The 17101-nt window shown below is 43.6% G+C and carries 19 protein-coding genes; 8 read left to right on the top strand and 11 right to left on the bottom strand.

Annotated features, from left to right (window positions below):
• Window positions 1–151 precede the first annotated feature (151 nt).
• Window positions 152–778: a M48 family metallopeptidase gene (locus tag AC5JPY_RS05685; RefSeq protein ID WP_443525666.1), complete on the top strand. Its 627-nt coding sequence runs from the start codon at window positions 152–154 to the stop codon at window positions 776–778.
• A gap of 206 nt (window positions 779–984) precedes the next feature.
• Window positions 985–1587, top strand: a complete 603-nt coding sequence (locus AC5JPY_RS05680) for a methyltransferase domain-containing protein (protein ID WP_443525668.1) — start codon at window positions 985–987, stop codon at window positions 1585–1587.
• On the opposite strand, the gene AC5JPY_RS05675 is transcribed toward AC5JPY_RS05680, so the two are convergent.
• Together AC5JPY_RS05675 and AC5JPY_RS05670 are read right to left on the bottom strand one after the other, a co-directional pair.
• Entirely contained in the window at window positions 1565–2236 is a 672-nt protein-coding gene (locus AC5JPY_RS05675; RefSeq protein ID WP_443525669.1) for an HD domain-containing protein, read from the bottom strand. The two genes, AC5JPY_RS05680 and AC5JPY_RS05675, sit on opposite strands and share 23 nt — an antisense overlap.
• 39 nt (window positions 2237–2275) lie before the next feature.
• Window positions 2276–3190 carry a hydrogen peroxide-inducible genes activator gene (locus AC5JPY_RS05670; protein WP_443525670.1) on the bottom strand — a complete coding sequence of 305 codons (915 nt, stop codon included), beginning with the start codon at window positions 3188–3190 and terminating at the stop codon, window positions 2276–2278.
• Window positions 3191–3457: 267 nt separating this feature from the next.
• Here AC5JPY_RS05670 and ahpC point away from each other — a divergent pair, with 267 nt between their 5' ends.
• Window positions 3458–4024: an alkyl hydroperoxide reductase subunit C gene (gene ahpC / locus AC5JPY_RS05665; protein ID WP_319050890.1), complete on the top strand. Its 567-nt coding sequence runs from the start codon at window positions 3458–3460 to the stop codon at window positions 4022–4024.
• 187 nt (window positions 4025–4211) lie between these two features.
• Here the strand turns inward: ahpC and AC5JPY_RS05660 are convergent, their stop codons facing one another.
• Window positions 4212–4460: an HP1242/YdcH family protein gene (locus AC5JPY_RS05660; RefSeq protein WP_443525672.1), complete on the bottom strand. Its 249-nt coding sequence runs from the start codon at window positions 4458–4460 to the stop codon at window positions 4212–4214.
• 360 nt (window positions 4461–4820) lie between these two features.
• Here AC5JPY_RS05660 and ahpF point away from each other — a divergent pair, with 360 nt between their 5' ends.
• Together ahpF and AC5JPY_RS05650 are read left to right on the top strand one after the other, a co-directional pair.
• Complete coding sequence (gene ahpF / locus AC5JPY_RS05655; RefSeq protein WP_443525674.1) at window positions 4821–6395, top strand: alkyl hydroperoxide reductase subunit F; 1575 nt, start codon at window positions 4821–4823, stop codon at window positions 6393–6395.
• A gap of 293 nt (window positions 6396–6688) precedes the next feature.
• The gene (locus AC5JPY_RS05650) at window positions 6689–8137 is read left to right on the top strand and encodes an alanine/glycine:cation symporter family protein (RefSeq protein WP_443525676.1); all 1449 of its coding nucleotides are present in this window, start codon (window positions 6689–6691) and stop codon (window positions 8135–8137) included.
• Between the two features lie 107 nt (window positions 8138–8244).
• On the opposite strand, the gene AC5JPY_RS05645 is transcribed toward AC5JPY_RS05650, so the two are convergent.
• The 6 genes from AC5JPY_RS05645 to AC5JPY_RS05620 form a co-directional block, all read right to left on the bottom strand.
• A complete protein-coding gene (locus tag AC5JPY_RS05645; protein WP_493852311.1) occupies window positions 8245–9009 on the bottom strand; it encodes a glutathione S-transferase family protein in 765 nt (254 codons plus the stop codon).
• 175 nt (window positions 9010–9184) lie between these two features.
• Window positions 9185–10042 carry a bile acid:sodium symporter family protein gene (locus AC5JPY_RS05640; protein ID WP_443525679.1) on the bottom strand — a complete coding sequence of 286 codons (858 nt, stop codon included), beginning with the start codon at window positions 10040–10042 and terminating at the stop codon, window positions 9185–9187.
• 398 nt (window positions 10043–10440) lie between these two features.
• A complete protein-coding gene (locus tag AC5JPY_RS05635) occupies window positions 10441–10773 on the bottom strand; it encodes a protein tyrosine phosphatase family protein (protein ID WP_443525681.1) in 333 nt (110 codons plus the stop codon).
• A 67-nt stretch (window positions 10774–10840) separates the two neighbouring features.
• A complete protein-coding gene (locus AC5JPY_RS05630) occupies window positions 10841–11167 on the bottom strand; it encodes a protein tyrosine phosphatase family protein (RefSeq protein WP_319050883.1) in 327 nt (108 codons plus the stop codon).
• Window positions 11168–11425: 258 nt separating this feature from the next.
• Window positions 11426–13135 (bottom strand): SulP family inorganic anion transporter, encoded by a 1710-nt coding sequence (locus AC5JPY_RS05625; RefSeq protein ID WP_443525682.1) that lies wholly within the window; start codon window positions 13133–13135, stop codon window positions 11426–11428.
• Window positions 13136–13189: 54 nt separating this feature from the next.
• Window positions 13190–13663 (bottom strand): ArsR/SmtB family transcription factor, encoded by a 474-nt coding sequence (locus tag AC5JPY_RS05620; RefSeq protein ID WP_493852310.1) that lies wholly within the window; start codon window positions 13661–13663, stop codon window positions 13190–13192.
• A 186-nt stretch (window positions 13664–13849) separates the two neighbouring features.
• On the opposite strand from AC5JPY_RS05620, the gene AC5JPY_RS05615 reads away from it, so the two are divergent.
• From AC5JPY_RS05615 to trxA, 3 genes are all read left to right on the top strand, one after another.
• Window positions 13850–14722, top strand: a complete 873-nt coding sequence (locus AC5JPY_RS05615) for an MBL fold metallo-hydrolase (RefSeq protein ID WP_443525684.1) — start codon at window positions 13850–13852, stop codon at window positions 14720–14722.
• Window positions 14723–14839: 117 nt separating this feature from the next.
• Window positions 14840–15460: a class I SAM-dependent methyltransferase gene (locus AC5JPY_RS05610; protein WP_443525685.1), complete on the top strand. Its 621-nt coding sequence runs from the start codon at window positions 14840–14842 to the stop codon at window positions 15458–15460.
• Window positions 15461–15590: 130 nt separating this feature from the next.
• A complete protein-coding gene (trxA, locus tag AC5JPY_RS05605) occupies window positions 15591–16028 on the top strand; it encodes a thioredoxin (protein WP_443525686.1) in 438 nt (145 codons plus the stop codon).
• A gap of 140 nt (window positions 16029–16168) precedes the next feature.
• On the opposite strand, the gene AC5JPY_RS05600 is transcribed toward trxA, so the two are convergent.
• Entirely contained in the window at window positions 16169–16570 is a 402-nt protein-coding gene (locus tag AC5JPY_RS05600; protein ID WP_443525687.1) for a hypothetical protein, read from the bottom strand.
• Window positions 16571–16679: 109 nt separating this feature from the next.
• Window positions 16680–17039 (bottom strand): SirB2 family protein, encoded by a 360-nt coding sequence (locus AC5JPY_RS05595; protein ID WP_443525688.1) that lies wholly within the window; start codon window positions 17037–17039, stop codon window positions 16680–16682.
• Between the last annotated feature and the right edge of the window lie 62 nt (window positions 17040–17101).

Below are 17101 nucleotides of genomic sequence, written 5' to 3'. Positions count from 1 at the left end.
ATCAGTAGTCAGGAGCAATGATTCACACGGTTATGTCCATACCTTTCACATTCATAACTTTTGCGTCCGTGACTTCAGCGATGCAGCTTATAGCTGCTATGACCATATAAAAAGGAGACAGTGCATCAGCTCAGATATCAGTTTAGATACTGTGAGACAGCAGCTCGCACAGGCAGGTATCGAGCTGTGCATCAGTAAAAAACGTGTCAAAAATATCAACTTTCGCTTAAAGCCTTATTTATTGATGGTTTCTGTACCACTGCGTATCACTGCCTCGCAAACACTGTATGCTGTAGCCAGACGAGTGTCTTGGGCGATTGCTCATCACCCGCAAGTACTGGCGCAATACCATCGTAAACCCAGCGCTCCGGTAGATTCCTCAGATGCTGATCAGCCCATCTATCTATGGGGCAAAGTACAAGCATTGACGTTGAGCCATGATGAAACAATGGCTTACTATCGACAGCAGCTCTCCAATATCATGCCTTCGCTATTTGAGAAGTGGCAGCCTATCGTCGGCGCTTATGCCAATGAGGTACGATTAAAGAAAATGCACACGCGCTGGGGTAGCTGTAATACTCGCGCCCGCCGCATCTGGCTCTCGGTCTATCTTCCTGCTTATCCTATCGAATGCACCGAGTATGTTATCGTTCATGAGCTCTGTCATTTACATCATGCCAATCATAGTCGCGCGTTTTGGCAAACCGTTGAGGCGGCAATGCCGGATTATCAGCAGTGGCACAATCTGCTGGCAGGCAAGACGGGTCAGTTGGATTGAGTTCAACAGCCTGCGATTTTAGCTATCTAAATCAGTGCCTTCATAGCAGTTTTTGCCTACGCATCTTTCTTTTGTATCAAAGATAGATAACTCGGACTGAGTTTTACTGGCATGATTGACATAAGGACACGCCTTCATAAGCCTGATATGATAAGACATAACGGTACAAAACGTGTCGTTTAAATAGAACTATACAGGGATGTCACATGGAAAATGTCAATCAGGCAGAATTTTGGCAGCAGCGCTATGAAAAAAATAGCATCGGCTGGGATATGGGACAGGTATCGCCACCACTCAAAGCTTATATTGACCAGCTACCTGACAACGCCAAAAATCAAGCAGTGTTGGTAGCAGGTGCAGGTAATGCCTATGAAGTAGGCTATCTATATGAGCAAGGATTTACCAATGTCACGTTGGTTGATTTTGTGCCAGCACCGATTGAAGCGTTTGCAGCGCGTTATCCTGATTTTCCCTCTGAGCATTTGATCTGCGCAGACTTTTTTAGTTTGTCAGAGCAGCAGTATCAATTTGATTGGATATTGGAGCAGACGTTTTTTTGTGCGATCAATCCCGCGCGCCGTGATGAGTACGTGCAGCAGATGGCGAGACTACTAAAGCCTCAAGGCAAACTGGTGGGTTTGTTATTTAATACAGACTTTGGACGAGAAGAGCCACCATTTGGTGGTACTAAGGAAGAGTACCAGCAGCGTTTTCAAATCCATTTTGGTATCGAGACCATGGCGCCTAGCTACAATTCATATCCTGCACGGCAGGGTAGCGAGCTGTTTATAAAGCTGCGAGCAAAATAATCTCACGTTCGATATTGTCCCGAGCTTGTGCTTCTAGTCGCTCGTAATAGTAGTCAGTCAAATACAGTCTTGGATGCGCTAGTAATCCTTGTAATATCGCAGTGCGACCATGACGATAATCCACGTCTGTCACATGAACATACTCTTGACGTACTGCTTGTGTATATTGCTGATATGTAGACCAAGGCGCACCTAAAACACTCAAATCCATGTCTAATAGATAGGCGGCATCGTTACGGTTATCTTCGTCTATCAGTGCATCTATCTGATGATCAGCAGTCATTATAATAAGTGCGTAGATATCTTGGCATCGCGTCGAATTCAGGTATGGGCTCAACGCCTCTACCGCATATTCAGCACTTTTTTGCTCATTGTCTGAACGTGTTGGGTCATACACGATGTCATGATAATACAGTGCCAGCGCTATCGTATTTGGCTTAGATAGAGAGGGTTTGATGTTTTTAAGCTGCATCATTAATTGCTCGATATGATCAAACGTATGATAAGCGCGCTGTGGCTCAGTATAGCGTACTGCGATATCTTGCCACAGCAACTCTATCTGCTGTGGCAAGATATCGTTACTCATAGACGATAAGTGCTGTGCAAAGCATTTGCCAAGATTATCATGTCTATATAAAAAGTCAGTCATCTATCACTTTTCACTGTTGCTATGCTAAATATGGTGCAACTAGTCTTCGTCGTTAGCCACGGCATCTTTAAATGCTTTGTTAAAGACGTCCCCAAGTAAGCTCACATCATCGACACGCGCATAGTTCAAACGGGTAACAAAAGCAATACGGCGGTGTGGTCCGTCTTCAGCCAATGGTACTGCAACCGCGTTTTGATTTTGCAGGTGCAGCTGATCCAATGCCATTTCAGGCACTAGCGTCGTGCCCATATTGGCAAGCGCCATTTGAATTAGCGTGTTTAAACTGGCATCCGAAAAGCTCGATTTCATTTGCGAGCGGTCGAAATGACAGACCGATAGTGTCTGATCGGTCAAACAGTGCCCTTCACCAAGTAGCATAAGGTTGGCAGTGGCCAGCTCATCAGCGTTAATGGTTTCGAGTTTGGCATGTACGTCATCTTTTGGGAATACAGCAAAGAAGTCTTCACTCCAGAACTCAAAACTGTGCAGACCATCGACCGCATAAGGTAGTGCAATAATAGCGGTATCAATATGACCATAACGGACTTGTTCAAGCAGGCGCTCAGTCTGTTGCTCAACGATCGTCATACGAAACTCTGGATATTGAGCACGTAGCGCAGGCAATACCTTTGGTAGCAAATAAGGCGCAATCGTTGGGATGATACCGACCGTCATAGGATAGGCAAGTGGCGTCTGGTGACTTTGCGCACGCGTGGTCAAGTCACTCACTTCAGAAAACACGCGTTGTGCGCGCGTAAGGATATCTTGCCCGATAGGCGTGATCAGCACTTGTTTGTTGTTACGCTCAAAAATCTGAGTATCCAGCTGTTTTTCTAATTCTGCAATACCTAAGCTCAGCGCAGACTGTGAAATATTGCAGTCTTCAGCAGCACGTTTGAAGTGGCGATGTTTGGCTACAGCCAAAGCAAACTCAAGTTGTCGTAAAGTAATCATAAAACCTCTCTTTTAGTGGGTTTTTCATGCAGTTTATTATGTGTCGTCAACCTTTATGGGGTGGCAAATTACCAATTTTGAACCAATGATAAGCTCTAGAGATAATAGTTTAACAAGTTTAATAAAACAAAACATCACATTAAAAACTTTTAACTAGATTAACCATAGAATTCGCGTATAGTTTGTCGGGTAGCCCAGAAAGATAAAGGGTTAGTCGAAAAACCATACAAATAACTTTTAATTTAATTAATTATAGAGGAGCCAACCATGGCGTCTATCATCAATCAAGAAATCCCAGAATTTTCAGCAGATGCATATGTAAACGGTGAGTTCAAAACTGTTACTTCAGAAGACGTAAAAGGCAACTGGGCAATTTTCTTATTCTACCCAGCTGATTTCACGTTTGTTTGCCCAACTGAACTTGAAGACATGGCAGGTCATTACGAAGAGCTAAAAGGTCTTGGTGTTGAAGTATATTCAGTATCAACTGACACGCATTTCACGCACAAAGCATGGCATGATTCTTCAGATGCTATCGGCAAAGTACAATACCCAATGATCGGCGATCCTACTGGTAAGATCACTCGCGGCTTTAACGTTATGATTGAAGAAGCTGGTCTTGCTGAACGTGGTACGTTCTTAGTAGATCCTGATGGTTTGATTCAAGTTGCTGAAATCCATGCAGGTGGTATCGGCCGTAGTGCAAAAGATATGCTACGCAAAGTAAAAGCAGCACAGTACGTTCGTGAAAACGACGGTGAAGTATGCCCAGCAGCTTGGGAACAAGGTGGCGATACATTGAAGCCAAGTCTTGACCTAGTTGGTAAAATCTAAGTAGTTATTTCATCACTTAGATAACAGTAGCACTGAATCTTACGCTGTTAGTTTGAATCAGTGCTATATATAAAGACCCCATTAGCGTATGTTGATGGGGTCTTTTTTTATATGAGTTAAAGCTTAATTTATTGATGACATTTCCACTAGTCTACAGAATCTGTATAGATTGACAGTAAACATACTACTAAATAGGAGAGTCTTCTTTATTCTTATCGATAATCTTATAAATCTCATCTTTAAGATGTAGTTTATGGCGCTTCATTTTTTCTATTTCTTCTTCGCGGCTAGCATGCTTTACTAGGTCTTTTTCGAGGTAGTTGATTTTTTGATCAAGCTGAGTATGCTCCTCAAAAATACTCGCAAAATGACTGTCTTTGAGTTTGAGCTCGGCGATGATCTCTCTGTTGTCGTGGAGCGTGTCTGTTTTTCTCATGTGTTCATCCTTGTCATTAAACGCAACCTTGCTACACATAGTCGCGAATTGTTTTAAAAAACGGCTTAACTTAAGAACTATTCTCGATTGTAGCGAAAAAAACATACAGACACCATGACTATTATCTACCAGTGTATTTATATTTAATACAATAAAACTATTTATGATTGGTTTTATAAAACTTGATATTTGAGTTTCTCAGCTTGCTGAATTTGCTCAAACGCATGATAATAGGGACATTCAAGGGCAATAACTCGATAGATACAACATTTTATATAAAACTATTAATTTTAGAATCTTATATTTAGACGTGCAGCATGACCGTTGCCGTTACATATTCAGTCATAATGAGGAACAAACATGATAGACCAAAATTTATTAGATGCCGTTAAGAGCTATAGTGAAAATATGACACGTCCGATTACCTTTGTATTGGGTAATGGTGAGCACAGTAAGCGCGCAGAACTGATCGATTTTTTGACTAAAATTGCTGGTACCACTGACAAAATCAACTTCAGTGCAGAATCAACTGATGACAGCTTGCCAAGCGCAATCAGCTTCAAGGTAGTTAGTCATGTAGATGGTGCGTCAGAAGATACTGGTATTGTATTTAGCGGTATTCCAGGCGGTCATGAGTTTACCTCACTGATCCTTGCAATATTGCAAGCGGGTGGTCATACGCTAAAACTGGACGAAGGTATTCAAAAGCTGGTTAAGCGCTTCAACAAGCCATTACAGTTCCAGACCTATGTGTCGTTGTCATGCCATAGCTGTCCAGAAGTCGTTCAGGCATTGAACCAGTTTGCGCTATTGAATGACGGTATCAGCAATGAGATGATCGATGGTGCACTGTTTCAAGAACAAGTAGACGCAAACAAGATCCAAGGCGTACCAGCAGTATTCTTGAACGGTAAGCCATTTGCTAATGGTCTAATAGATACTGCAAAACTAATCGGTAAGTTACAAGAGCAGTTCCCTGACTTGTTGTCAGAAGTAGAAGATGCTGAGCAACTAGAGCAGCAAGACGTCACTATCATCGGTGCGGGTCCTGCAGGTGTAGCGGCTGCCATTTATACTGCTCGTAAAGGTCTAAAAGTGACGATGGTTGCTGATCGTATCGGTGGTCAGGTCAAAGACACGCAAGATATCGAAAACCTAATCTCTGTACCCTTGACCAATGGTACCGACCTGTCTGGTAATTTCGTCAAACACTTGGCCGAGTACAATATCACGCTAAAAGAGCATGTCAGCGTAAAAGACATCGGCGAGACCGAAGAAGAGAACTATAGTATCAATCTAAACACTGGTGAGACCTTTGAGACGCGTAGTATTATCTTGGCAACAGGTGCCCAGTGGCGCAAACTTGGCGTACCAGGTGAGGAAGAAAACATCGGTAAAGGCGTGGCGTTCTGTGCTCATTGTGATGGCCCATTCTTCAAGGGTAAGGACATCTCAGTCATTGGTGGTGGTAACTCAGGCGTTGAAGCAGCACTAGATTTGGCAGGTATCGTCAAACACGTGACTGTACTGGAATTCGCTGATGAATTAAAAGCTGACCAAGTATTGATTAACAAAGCTAAAGAAAAAGCCAATATTGAATTCATCACAGGTGCCGCGACTCAAGAAATCAAAGCAACTGATGGCAAAGTATCCTCTATCGTGTACCAAGACCGCAGTACAGGTGAGACTCACGAGCGTGACTTGTCAGGGGTGTTTGTACAGATTGGTCTAGTACCAAATACTGGGTTCATCAAAGGTTTTGTTGATTTAAACCGTTTTGGCGAGATTGAAATTGATGAGCGCTGCCATACAGATCGTAAAGGTATCTTTGCTTGTGGTGACGTCACGACCGTACCGTTCAAGCAGATCAATATCGCGATGGGCGAAGGTAGTAAAGCTGCGTTGTCAGCGTTTGAATACTTAGTCATGCAATAAGCGGGTTATGCAGTAAGCGGGTCATGTAGTAGATCATTAAATTGTCAATTAAAAATAAAAAGCCACCTTGTTTGAGGTGGCTTTTTTTATGACGTTGTATAAACCGTTCTCTACAAAGGAGAGTTTAATAAATAGAAAATAGCCGTTTAAATGAGCTAATAAAGTAGTCATTCCTAGAAAATATCAACATTTACGTTACAAATTTGTCATTCGCATTACAAATTCGCGTTGTTGATGCAATAATGAGCTCAATAGAACCTTTCAAAGCATCATGAACTATAAGGAAAGTAGGCATGGAATATATTGAAGCTTTTTTTGCCCTAATCGGGGATTTAACATGGGGCTGGGCACTCGTGCCTATGTTGGTTATTTTTGGTTTATTATTCACCATCGTGGGCAGATTCGCCCAGTTTAGATATTTCAAACGTATGTTCCGTGTGTTTAAAACGGATGAAGTAGGAGAAGATGGGATTTCTGCCCGTCAGGCGTTGCTCGTTTCTATCGGTGGACGTGTGGGCGGTGGTAACATTGCTGGTGTTGCGGTTGCAATCTCGTTAGGTGGCCCCGGTGCGGTCTTCTGGATGTGGGTTGTCGCACTCATTGGCATGATGACCAGTATTGTTGAGTGTAGTTTGGCTCAGCTTTACAAGCGTAGAGACAATGATGGTAACTTTCGTGGCGGCCCTGCAACCTATATCCTACATGGTTTAGGTAAAGACTACCGCTGGCTTGCTGTTATTTATGCTGTTTCTCTACTACTGTCTTTCTCTATTGGTTTTGTGGCATTCCAAGGCAACACGGTGGCAGGTTCTGCGCTTGAGAGCTTTGGGATTGAACGCTGGATGTCAGGGGTAGTACTGGTCATTGCAGGTGGGTTCATTGTCTTTGGCGGTATCCAGCGCATTGCAAAAGTAGCCGACGTTGTCATTCCAGTAATGGCACTGATCTATCTTGGGATGGCGCTTATTATTATCGCACTCAACTTCACAGAGATACCTGCATTGATGGTAATGATTGTCAAAAATGCGTTTGGTATTGAATCTGTCGTGGGCGGTGGTATCGGTGTAGCGATTGAGCAGGGTATGAAGCGCGGGTTGTTCTCTAATGAGGCCGGTTTGGGTTCTGCTCCTAATATTGCAGCTACCGCTTACGCCACGCACCCTGTGAGTCAAGGTATCTCACAATCACTATCTGTGTTCATCGATACGTTAGTTGTGTGTAGTGCCACAGCATTTATGATTTTGTTAAGCGGGGTCTATCAACCAGGTGCCGAGGTCGATGGTATCGTACTTGCTCAGCAGGCGCTAACGACTCAGCTTGGAGACTGGGCACAGTATATTCTGACCATATCGCTGCTGCTATTTGCACTTAGTTCTATCATGTATAACTATTATATGGGCGAAAACGCGATTAACTTTTTGGTTAAAAAGAACATTAAAAAAGCGACTTTGATTTTACGAATTGTCGTGATTGCGATATTGTTCTTGGGCGCAGTAGCCCCTACGGCAACCGCGGTATTCTTCTTCGCTGATCCATTAATGGGTGTGCTAGCACTAGCCAACTTATTGGCCTTGATTATGCTATTTCCGCGAGCCAAACGTCTACTTGACGATTTTGCAAGACAATTAAAATCAGGGGTTAAAGAACCGTTATTCGATGCACAAGAGTATGAAAAGTTAGATCTCGATATGAGTGCATGGGGTAAAAAAGCGGTAAAAGAAGCGTTAGATCAAAAACAGTAGTACGTATACGCTTAATGTCTTATGAAAGCAAAAACCACTTTAGCTGAGCTGAAGTGGTTTTTTTGTGCAAGATACTGTCCATGCTCAAATTATGCCCGAAATGACGGTTATTCGCTCATATGCTCGCTATTCGCCAAAATACCTGATAACGAGACAATCTCACCCGCTTCATCTTCTTCAACGATTCGCGTCTCTTGTAGGGCTGCCTGAACCCAAGTCTCTATATCTGGGTGATTCATCATCGTGTGACAGTACTGCTTAGTAAGCGGCTGCAAGACAATATTGGACGCGTCGGCATAGGTCTGTAATCGCAGCACTACCGGGGCAAAAAACACATCAGCTGCTGTAAAGTGTCCGAACAAATAGCTGTCCTCTGAACGTCCTTGTAAACAATCTGCAAAAATACCCTCAATACGAGCAATATCGGCTAGGCAAGCAACACTCGGTTGTATCTTAGCGATTGCTCTGATATTCATCGGCATCTCATTACGTATACCTGACAACCCTGAATGCATCTCAGCAATGATGCTCTGGCAATAAGCACTGTTTATTCTATTTTGAGTATCGTATGTGTTAGCGCTAGATTTATTGACACCCGTCCAAATATCAATATCCGTAAAATACTCATTAACCTGTATCGCAATGGCCAGCGTATCCCAGACAGTTACTTGTTTGTCCCCCTCACCATAGACCAATATAGGAACTTTTCCCGTTGGTGAGTGCGCCTCCAATACTGGACGTGCTGATGAATCAAACAGCTCGATTAGCTGCTCCTCAAAATCGATGTTAAATGCCTTTAAGAGTAGCCAGGCCCGTAGTGACCAAGACGAGTAGTTTTTATTGCCGATAATCAGTATTGGTTTTTGCATCATATCGTCCCATTAGGTCATAGTAGAGAGTGTCATTATGTGCTCAATATCAAGGGTTGACCAGTCTATAATCTGAGTAATATTCATATCATTACTTAGATTATTTAAGTTATACGATGATAAAAGATGCCCATCCAATACCAAGGTGAGCGCTCTGTGTTTTCTATGTACGTTATCATCAGTTTTTATTTTTGATCAAAGCAATGATGGGAAGCGCAACCACATACATCAGCACACCATATAAGGCAGCGGGCAGTGCAATCACTGGCAGAGTACTTACACCCATAATAATAGGCGCTAAAGTAATGGCGGTTGTACTGTTCTGAATACTGGTCTCTATCGAGATGGTTTTTGTATCAAACCAGCTGAGCTTTAGGACTCTAGAGATTAGGATACTAATAGCAAATAAAATAGCAATCATAAAGACCAGCTCTAACCCAATTTGGGTGAACTGTGACTGTAGTAATTGCCAGTTAGAGGCAATAGCAGCAAAGACAATCAATACAAAAAATACACTAGCTAAACCATTAAGAAGGCTGCTGCGACGTACCATAAAATCAGTAAATTTATAGCGAGCGAGCATACCAAGCGTCACTGGTAATGTGGTTAATAAGAACATGACTAGACCAATCTTGATGGCGCTAATAGAGTTCGCTTGATCTTGCATAAAATGATCGAAAGCCAACGTGATTAAAATAGGGAGCGTAATCACAGACAATATGCTGACCACTCCTGTCAATGCGATAGAGAGTGCGACATTGCCTTTGGCATAATAGGTCAGCATATTGCTGGTGACGCCGCCTGGACAAAAACTAATAAGCATAATCCCAAAAGCAATGGCGGGCGGCGGCGTCATCACTAATACGACTGCTAATGCAACCAAAGGTACCAGCACAACTTGATTAATCAAGCCGACAAAGAACGCTTTTGGATATTTAGCAATGACTTTAAAATCACTAAGTTTTAACCCTGCTCCTAGGGTAAACATAATATAGGCAAGTGCTAGTGGGAGTAATGCTAGCGCAGTATTATTCATTAAACATTCCTTGTAAAACTAAAGTGCCATATAAAGATGGCTCGTTGAGAATCAATAGTAGCGGGAGGGCATTGTCCCCCTATGCAGCTACTCACATTCCATGTTTTTAAACAACTGATTGTCCAGATATTGAGTGACATAGATATTTAAGTATAAAAGAGCTGATTCTAATGCTAATGACATACTTAGTTGTCTTAATCACTCAAAGAGATTAAGTGCTCTGAATGATAATAGCTCTATTACACTTACTTAGTAACCCACTTGTTGTGACTATGATGGTTCTTAAGTAGTATTAAGAGCCTTTTGCGCTGTCTGCGTGTAATGCGTTTTTAAGCATAATAAAAAGCCCACAAGGTTTTGTGGGCTAAATATTTTAATCACCTAAGATTCTTATGGCTCTAGTCATCTAACAAATCCATACGTTTCGCAGCTTCATAGATACCCGTTGAGCGATTGCCAGTACGGCAAAAGATGAGCATTGGCTGCTCAGCTTGGTTAAAGAAATCAGCGAATTCTTCGACATGGTTTTGATTGAGCTCGCTACCAGCGAATGATACTTCTTTATACGCGAGCCCCGCTTCTTTAGCCGCGGCTTCAATCTCTGCACTGGTAGGCTGACCCGGCTCTTCACCATCTGGACGATTATTGATAATGGTTTTAAAACCGTTCTCGGCAATCATAGGCATTTGGTCAGGGGTGATCTGTCCGGCAAAGCTAACTTCATGGCTCATAGGAGCTCCTTTTTTATGGGTTTGGTTGGTATTATAATTAGATTAATCGGTTGGGCAATAGAGTTGGTTATAGTAGACCTTGCATCAATGCGCTTTGGTACAGTAGTTTGGCACGCGCCCCAGTGCCACAAAACATCAATATAGGCTTCGGCATTGCGTGATAAAAGTCAGCAAACTGTTCTACGGTCAGCATACTTAGGCGCTCATCATCAAATGGGAGATGATGATAAGTTAGGTTTGCTTCCTTGGTCGCAGTTGCCAAATCACAGCTATCAGGTTGTGTCTCAATCTCAGCATCTGGACGTATATTGAGCACTGAGCGGTAGCCAAGCTCGGCAATTTTGATACATTGGCTTGGATATATCTGCTTGTAAATCGTTAAGTCGTCGGTCATAAGTCGCGTCAATTATTGTTGTGAATAGTTATAGTATTAAAGGGTAGGTCATGACAATCAAAAGACAGGTCAGTCTCGTTGAGACTAAAGCTGTGAGCCAGTAGCTGTCTGTGTATGGTTAGCTGTGTACTGTGAGCTCTGTATAGTCGGTATAGCATAACACAGGCTCTATCGTAGCGATATTGTGCGATGGATGCTATGGCCAGTTATGCTCTAAAAGACACACACATTCTAAAGAAGATGCACATCATGTCATCGTCAAATGTTTTTCAAAGCATCGACGGCATCTAAGGTACTCAGATAGACCTGCCCTGATAACTCACTAATCAGTGGCGTTTGACCGATAACATCCATGACAGGCCCTTTGATAAAGCTAAAATGCAGACGCTTATTTTGTAGTGCAAGCTCTTGGTTTAGAGTACTGAGCATTTCTTGCGCGGTCAGGTCGATATGATTGACCGCCGCCATAATCAATACGACCTCGTGTGCTGCTGGATACTGCTGCATAGCATTTAGAATACGACGATGTACGGACTCACTATTACCAAAGAATAGACTCTCATCGATACGTAGCATCAGTAAATTATCAAAAGTCACCACATCATGACGATTGATATTACGAAAATGTCCGCTACCACCCAACTGTCCAACGATAGCCACATGCGGCTTGCTTGATTGCCATATAAGGCTCGCAAACGACACCATCAGCCCAATGACCAGACCTGTATTGAGTCCAAATATCAGCACACCAATGAACGCGGCCAAAAAACTGGCGCCATCTAAGCGATCACGCTGCCAAGCAGACTTCAGAGTCGTGATATCTATCAGCCCAATGATGGATGCCATAATAGTGGCACCCAGTAGGGCGTAAGGCAGAGGGGCAAGCGCATTGCTAAAGGCTATCAAGGCCGCAATCATCACCAGTACCGTCACTAGGCTGGCAAGCGGCGTTTTGGCTCCTGAATCTGCGTTGATAGCCGTACGTGAGAAACCGCCTGCAATAGCAAAGCTCTGAAACAGTCCGCCAGATAGGTTGGCCAGACCAAGGCCAGTCAGCTCATGATTGGCATCAAACCGCTCTCCCCGTAAGCGTGCATAGGTACTGGCCACTGAGCTACTAGATACAAATACGATCAGCGCCATCAAGCCTGCTGTTGGCAAGAGCTTGAGCGCTTCTTGTAAGTCTGTCACATGCGGCAGCGTAAAGCTCGGTAATCCTTGCGGAATACGACCAATAGTGGCAACACCCAGTGCGCTCCAGTGCATTACGATGCTCAGAACGATGGCAAAGCCAAGTAAGACGAGTGGAAATAGACGCTCTGCCCATTTGGCATACGATGCCGATAGCCACGTTCGCCATACCCACTCACTGGCGTAGCGATTAGCCACCAAGAGCGCAAAAGCAATGACACCAATAACCAAAGTCAAAGGATGTAACTGACTGGCATAGCGCTGCATGGTAGATAAATAACCGACCAAGCTGTTACCAGTGATGGGAATTGCCATCAGGTACTTGAGTTGGCTGACAAAGATCAGTACTGCAGCTCCGCTCACAAATCCTGCTGAAACGCCGCGACTAATAAACTGCATGATCCAGCCAAGCTTCAGCCGTCCAGCAATCCATAGTAGTGCGCCTACCATCAATGCCAGTAGGCTTGCCATCAGTGCGTACTGCTCTGAGCCTTGCTCAGCGTAGGGTAGCAGACCGCTCGCCGTCATAATAGCGGTAATAGCGACAGGTCCGACAGCCTGTACGTTGCTAGAGCCAAGCCATGCATAGACGATTACAGGTACGATCGCTGCATACAGACCATACACAGGTGGCAGCCCTGCAAGTACCGCGTAGCCTAAGCTCTGCGGTATCACCAATACGCCTACCACGAGTCCTGCGACAAGGTCAGTCGGCAATGCGGTTAGCTGGTATTGGCGCAGCCAAGTAGGAATAAGACGGCCAGTGATAGAAGACATATCAATACATCACCAAAATAAAAATCATCATAAGACAGCTAGGCGAGTACGGCATTATTCCGCTTTGGCACAAAATCTTTGATAAAGCAGCTCTAATACAGCCAAGGCATCGTCACTTGCGATGCTATAGTAAATCTGCTTGCCCTCGCGCCGTGTCGCTACCAGCTGGTCTTTACGCAAGATACCCAGTTGCTGCGACAAGCTTGGCTGTCCAACACCGACCAAGCCTTCAAGCTCACCGACACAGTACTCGCCTTGGGTCAACTGACAAAGTAGTAACAGTCGATCAGGGTGTGAGAGTGATTTTAACAACTGACTCGCTTGCATGGATGCTTGTTGCATTTGTTTGGCAAGATCAATAGAGGCAAAATCTGCGTTATCAGATGACATATCATCATTAGCGCTATGAGCAGACATATCCGCTGCTGCAGGTGAAGTAGCCAGAGTGAGCTCCTTATATAATAGGGTAGTGACTACCGTATTATTTTCAATAATATATGTTTGATTATCAATGATATCACGCCGCATATCAAGATATCATTATTTACATTATATAAATTGATAAAGTGTATTGCAGTTGTTATATTGGTGATAACAGATAAGTTATAAGTTCAAACAAGCATTATATACGACTCAATATCATACTTAAGGGTTAATTAAAGATAATAAACGCCCTATAACGAAAACACTCCATAGATAAGTAAAGAGGTAACCATGCAAGTTCATTCTTTCTTAGACAGTGATACAGAAACCTATACTCATGTGCTCGCTGATGTCGAGCAGCAACTGTGCGCCATTGTCGATCCAGTCCTAAACTTTGATGCAAAGTCGGGCAGAACCAATACCAGTAGCGCTGATGAAGTCATTGAATTTGTCCGTGAGCATGGCTGGACACTCAAATATATCATTGAGACCCATGCCCATGCCGATCACCTATCTGCTGCCATTCATGTCAAAGAAAGTCTTGGCGGTGAGCTGGTTATCGGTCAGCATATTACCGAAGTACAAAAAATATTTAAGCAAATATTTAATTTTGACAGCAGGTTCCGTACTGATGCTGGTCAGTTTGATATTTTGACAGATGATGGTCAGACGCTAGCGCTGGGGAGTATTACTATTACTGCGCTGTATGTACCCGGTCATACCCGTGCCGATATGGCATATATGGCTACTGATGAAGAAAAAACAGTGATTTTTGTTGGTGATACTTTGTTCGCGCCTGACGTGGGTACTGCCCGTTGTGACTTTCCAGGCGGTGATGCCAAAACGCTTTATCACTCTATTCAAAAGCTATTGGCACTTCCCGAAGATACGGTGATGTATTTGTGTCATGATTATCCAAGCAAGGGGCGTCAGCATTGTCCAACGACTACTGTTGCGGCACAAAAACTAGAAAATATTCATGTCAAAGACAGCATCAACGAAGCGGAGTTTGTAGATATGCGTGAGCGCCGTGATGCGACTTTGGATATGCCGCGCCTGATTATTCCTGCAGTACAAGTAAATATAGATGCAGGGCATTTGCCAGAGCCAGAAGACAACGGTACGCGTTATCTGAAAGTACCGATTAATGTGCTTGGTGAGTAAGTCAGACAGGGTCATGAGTGACCGTTAGCAACAAGAGGGACTCGCTTCTTTCCACAATACAGTATGTTTGGTATAGATGCTTATAAGCGCTCAGGGTGTTGATAAAGGGAGAGAGTAATGAACCTATATGAGCGCTATGTACTACCAAAAATGATAGATGTCGCTTGTAGTACAGGCAATGTGATGAAAGCGCGTTCCAAAATTGTTCCGCAAGCGTTCGGCGAGGTGTTGGAGATTGGCATTGGTAGCGGTCTGAATCTACAATTTTACGATACCAAAAAAGTCTCTGCCATTGTCGGTGTCGATCCAGCAGCTCAAATGCAGTCACTTGCACATGAGCGAGCGGCTAACATTGATATTCCAGTTGAGGTAATAGCCGTCGATGTACAAGGTATTCATGCCAAAACTGATCAATTCGATACCATTGTGATGACTTTTACCCTATGCAGTATCGACGATCCAGTAGCTGCACTTCAAGAAATGGCACGTGTGCTAAAACCTAATGGACGCTTGTTATTTTGTGAGCACGGGCTAGCACCAGACTTGACTGTTGAGCGTTGGCAGCATCGTTTGACACCTTTTTGGAAACCAATAGCAGGCGGTTGTCACTTAGACCGTGATATTCCAGCATTGATCAGAGCGGGTGGGTTTGCTATTGATAAATTGAGCGAAGCGTATTTGCCTGGTCCACGACCGATGAGCTATGTCTATAGCGGTGTGGCACAGCAAATAGCATAGAGAAGGAAAATAGTGAACTGTGCTAAAATTATTTGTCTGCGTAGATTATACGTTGAGCTTGGGTTATAAATACCAATATCGAACTTATAAAAAGTAAAGTGATTAGAATAATTAAAATAGGAATCAGATGATGAGCGAACAAAGTTTCCATTTAGTATGCCTGCAGTGTCAAGCAACCAACCGTGTACCTGCCGCACGGCTAAGTGCTGCACCAAAATGTGGTAAATGTAGCCAGCTATTATTGACTGCCAGTCCACATGAGCTGAACGCGCAAACGACCAGTAAAGTCATTCAAAAAAATGATGTATTAACCATCGTAGACTTTTGGGCGAGCTGGTGCCAGCCATGTATTATGATGGCACCAGAATTCAAAGCGGCTGCTGGTCAATTGCCGCAAGTGGTCTTTGCCAAAGTGCAAACGGATAAATACGAGCAAGCTGCTGCTCCTTATAATATTCGCAGCCTGCCAACGATGGTGGCCTTTAGGCATGGCAAGGAGATTGCGCGTCAATCAGGCGCACTGCCAAGCCATCAAATAGTGCAGTGGGTGCAAAGCTTGCAGGCGTAGCGCTTAGTAAAGCAGTATGCGTCAAATTAGGACAGTGCTCATAAAAGCGATAACAAGAAAAAAGCCAATATGCGGATCGCGTATTGGCTTTTTTCTTGTTATCGCACTGTCTCAATTATGTAGAGAGCTTTTGCTTGATTTTATTCACCATAAATTTTGATGCCATTGGCAAAGCTACAGCGCTGAATACGAGCAGATTGGACAATCGCATCACGCTCACCATAGAGACGCGAGAGTTTTGCATCGCGTGCTTTGGTGTTGTTGCTTTTGCCAACACCAAAGCTGATATTGGGAGAGATACCCCAACGTCCTGCAGAAATGCCCACACCCACGCCTGAAGTTGACAAGGTAGATTGCTCACTGCGAGCGGCTTCAACATAACGGTTGACGCGCGCGTACTCTTGACTGAGTGCTTGGCAATTATAATTTTGATAAGTGCTTGGCGGGACATATTGCGGTGTGACATTACCAGTAGAAGCACAGCCTGAGAGCGCAAAGATGCCAGCTGCTGCCAGTAGGGTCGCTGTCGTAAACGTTTTCATGAGGGCTCCATTAGGCTAAGTGATTGTATTTATGTCTATTTAAGATAACAAATACCGCATCATTAAGATATTAAAAAATATCGAATACTCACTAAAAGGGTAGAGACAATCAGAATAAATTTGCTGGTTTGGCAAAGGCAAGTATCACGATGCCAAGATAGGCAACTGCAGCAATAAGAATGCCTGTTTTTCTCTGAACAGGGGTTGCGTTAGCATTAAAGGCTTTGATGCTAGAGCTAATAGCAGCAACAAGCAAAATAATCTTAGCAAACACCCACTGTACAGGGGCATTAGCACTCATTAACTGCATCAGCATTATGGCACCTGACAAGATGAGCACAGCGTAGATAATATGAGTGGCTATTTTGACCACACGCGGTGCACGCCTGTCAGCGCTCAGTACTAAATAACTTTGGTATAGAAATAATATAACGGTCAGCGCTGCCATTAACATGTGTAGATGTTTCATCGAATCTTGCTCCCTTTTGCATTATGATATGCGGGCATATTTAAACTGTTTGATTTTTATAA

It is taken from the genome of Psychrobacter sp. H27, from assembly GCF_059072655.1.
Note: the sequence above shows the minus strand (reverse complement) of the source record. Positions and strands in the feature narration are given on the sequence as shown.

Coding starts and splice junctions, on each gene's coding strand:
- AC5JPY_RS05600 (WP_443525687.1), bottom strand. CDS start 16,570: ATGAAAACGTTTACGACAGCGACCCTACTGGCAGCAGCTGGCATCTTT.
- ahpF (WP_443525674.1), top strand. CDS start 4,821: ATGATAGACCAAAATTTATTAGATGCCGTTAAGAGCTATAGTGAAAAT.
- AC5JPY_RS05660 (WP_443525672.1), bottom strand. CDS start 4,460: ATGAGAAAAACAGACACGCTCCACGACAACAGAGAGATCATCGCCGAG.
- AC5JPY_RS05635 (WP_443525681.1), bottom strand. CDS start 10,773: ATGAGCCATGAAGTTAGCTTTGCCGGACAGATCACCCCTGACCAAATG.
- AC5JPY_RS05630 (WP_319050883.1), bottom strand. CDS start 11,167: ATGACCGACGACTTAACGATTTACAAGCAGATATATCCAAGCCAATGT.
- AC5JPY_RS05610 (WP_443525685.1), top strand. CDS start 14,840: ATGAACCTATATGAGCGCTATGTACTACCAAAAATGATAGATGTCGCT.
- AC5JPY_RS05680 (WP_443525668.1), top strand. CDS start 985: ATGGAAAATGTCAATCAGGCAGAATTTTGGCAGCAGCGCTATGAAAAA.
- AC5JPY_RS05675 (WP_443525669.1), bottom strand. CDS start 2,236: ATGACTGACTTTTTATATAGACATGATAATCTTGGCAAATGCTTTGCA.
- AC5JPY_RS05650 (WP_443525676.1), top strand. CDS start 6,689: ATGGAATATATTGAAGCTTTTTTTGCCCTAATCGGGGATTTAACATGG.
- AC5JPY_RS05670 (WP_443525670.1), bottom strand. CDS start 3,190: ATGATTACTTTACGACAACTTGAGTTTGCTTTGGCTGTAGCCAAACAT.
- trxA (WP_443525686.1), top strand. CDS start 15,591: ATGAGCGAACAAAGTTTCCATTTAGTATGCCTGCAGTGTCAAGCAACC.
- AC5JPY_RS05615 (WP_443525684.1), top strand. CDS start 13,850: ATGCAAGTTCATTCTTTCTTAGACAGTGATACAGAAACCTATACTCAT.
- AC5JPY_RS05645 (WP_493852311.1), bottom strand. CDS start 9,009: ATGATGCAAAAACCAATACTGATTATCGGCAATAAAAACTACTCGTCT.
- AC5JPY_RS05620 (WP_493852310.1), bottom strand. CDS start 13,663: ATGCGGCGTGATATCATTGATAATCAAACATATATTATTGAAAATAAT.
- AC5JPY_RS05625 (WP_443525682.1), bottom strand. CDS start 13,135: ATGTCTTCTATCACTGGCCGTCTTATTCCTACTTGGCTGCGCCAATAC.
- AC5JPY_RS05595 (WP_443525688.1), bottom strand. CDS start 17,039: ATGAAACATCTACACATGTTAATGGCAGCGCTGACCGTTATATTATTT.
- ahpC (WP_319050890.1), top strand. CDS start 3,458: ATGGCGTCTATCATCAATCAAGAAATCCCAGAATTTTCAGCAGATGCA.
- AC5JPY_RS05640 (WP_443525679.1), bottom strand. CDS start 10,042: ATGAATAATACTGCGCTAGCATTACTCCCACTAGCACTTGCCTATATT.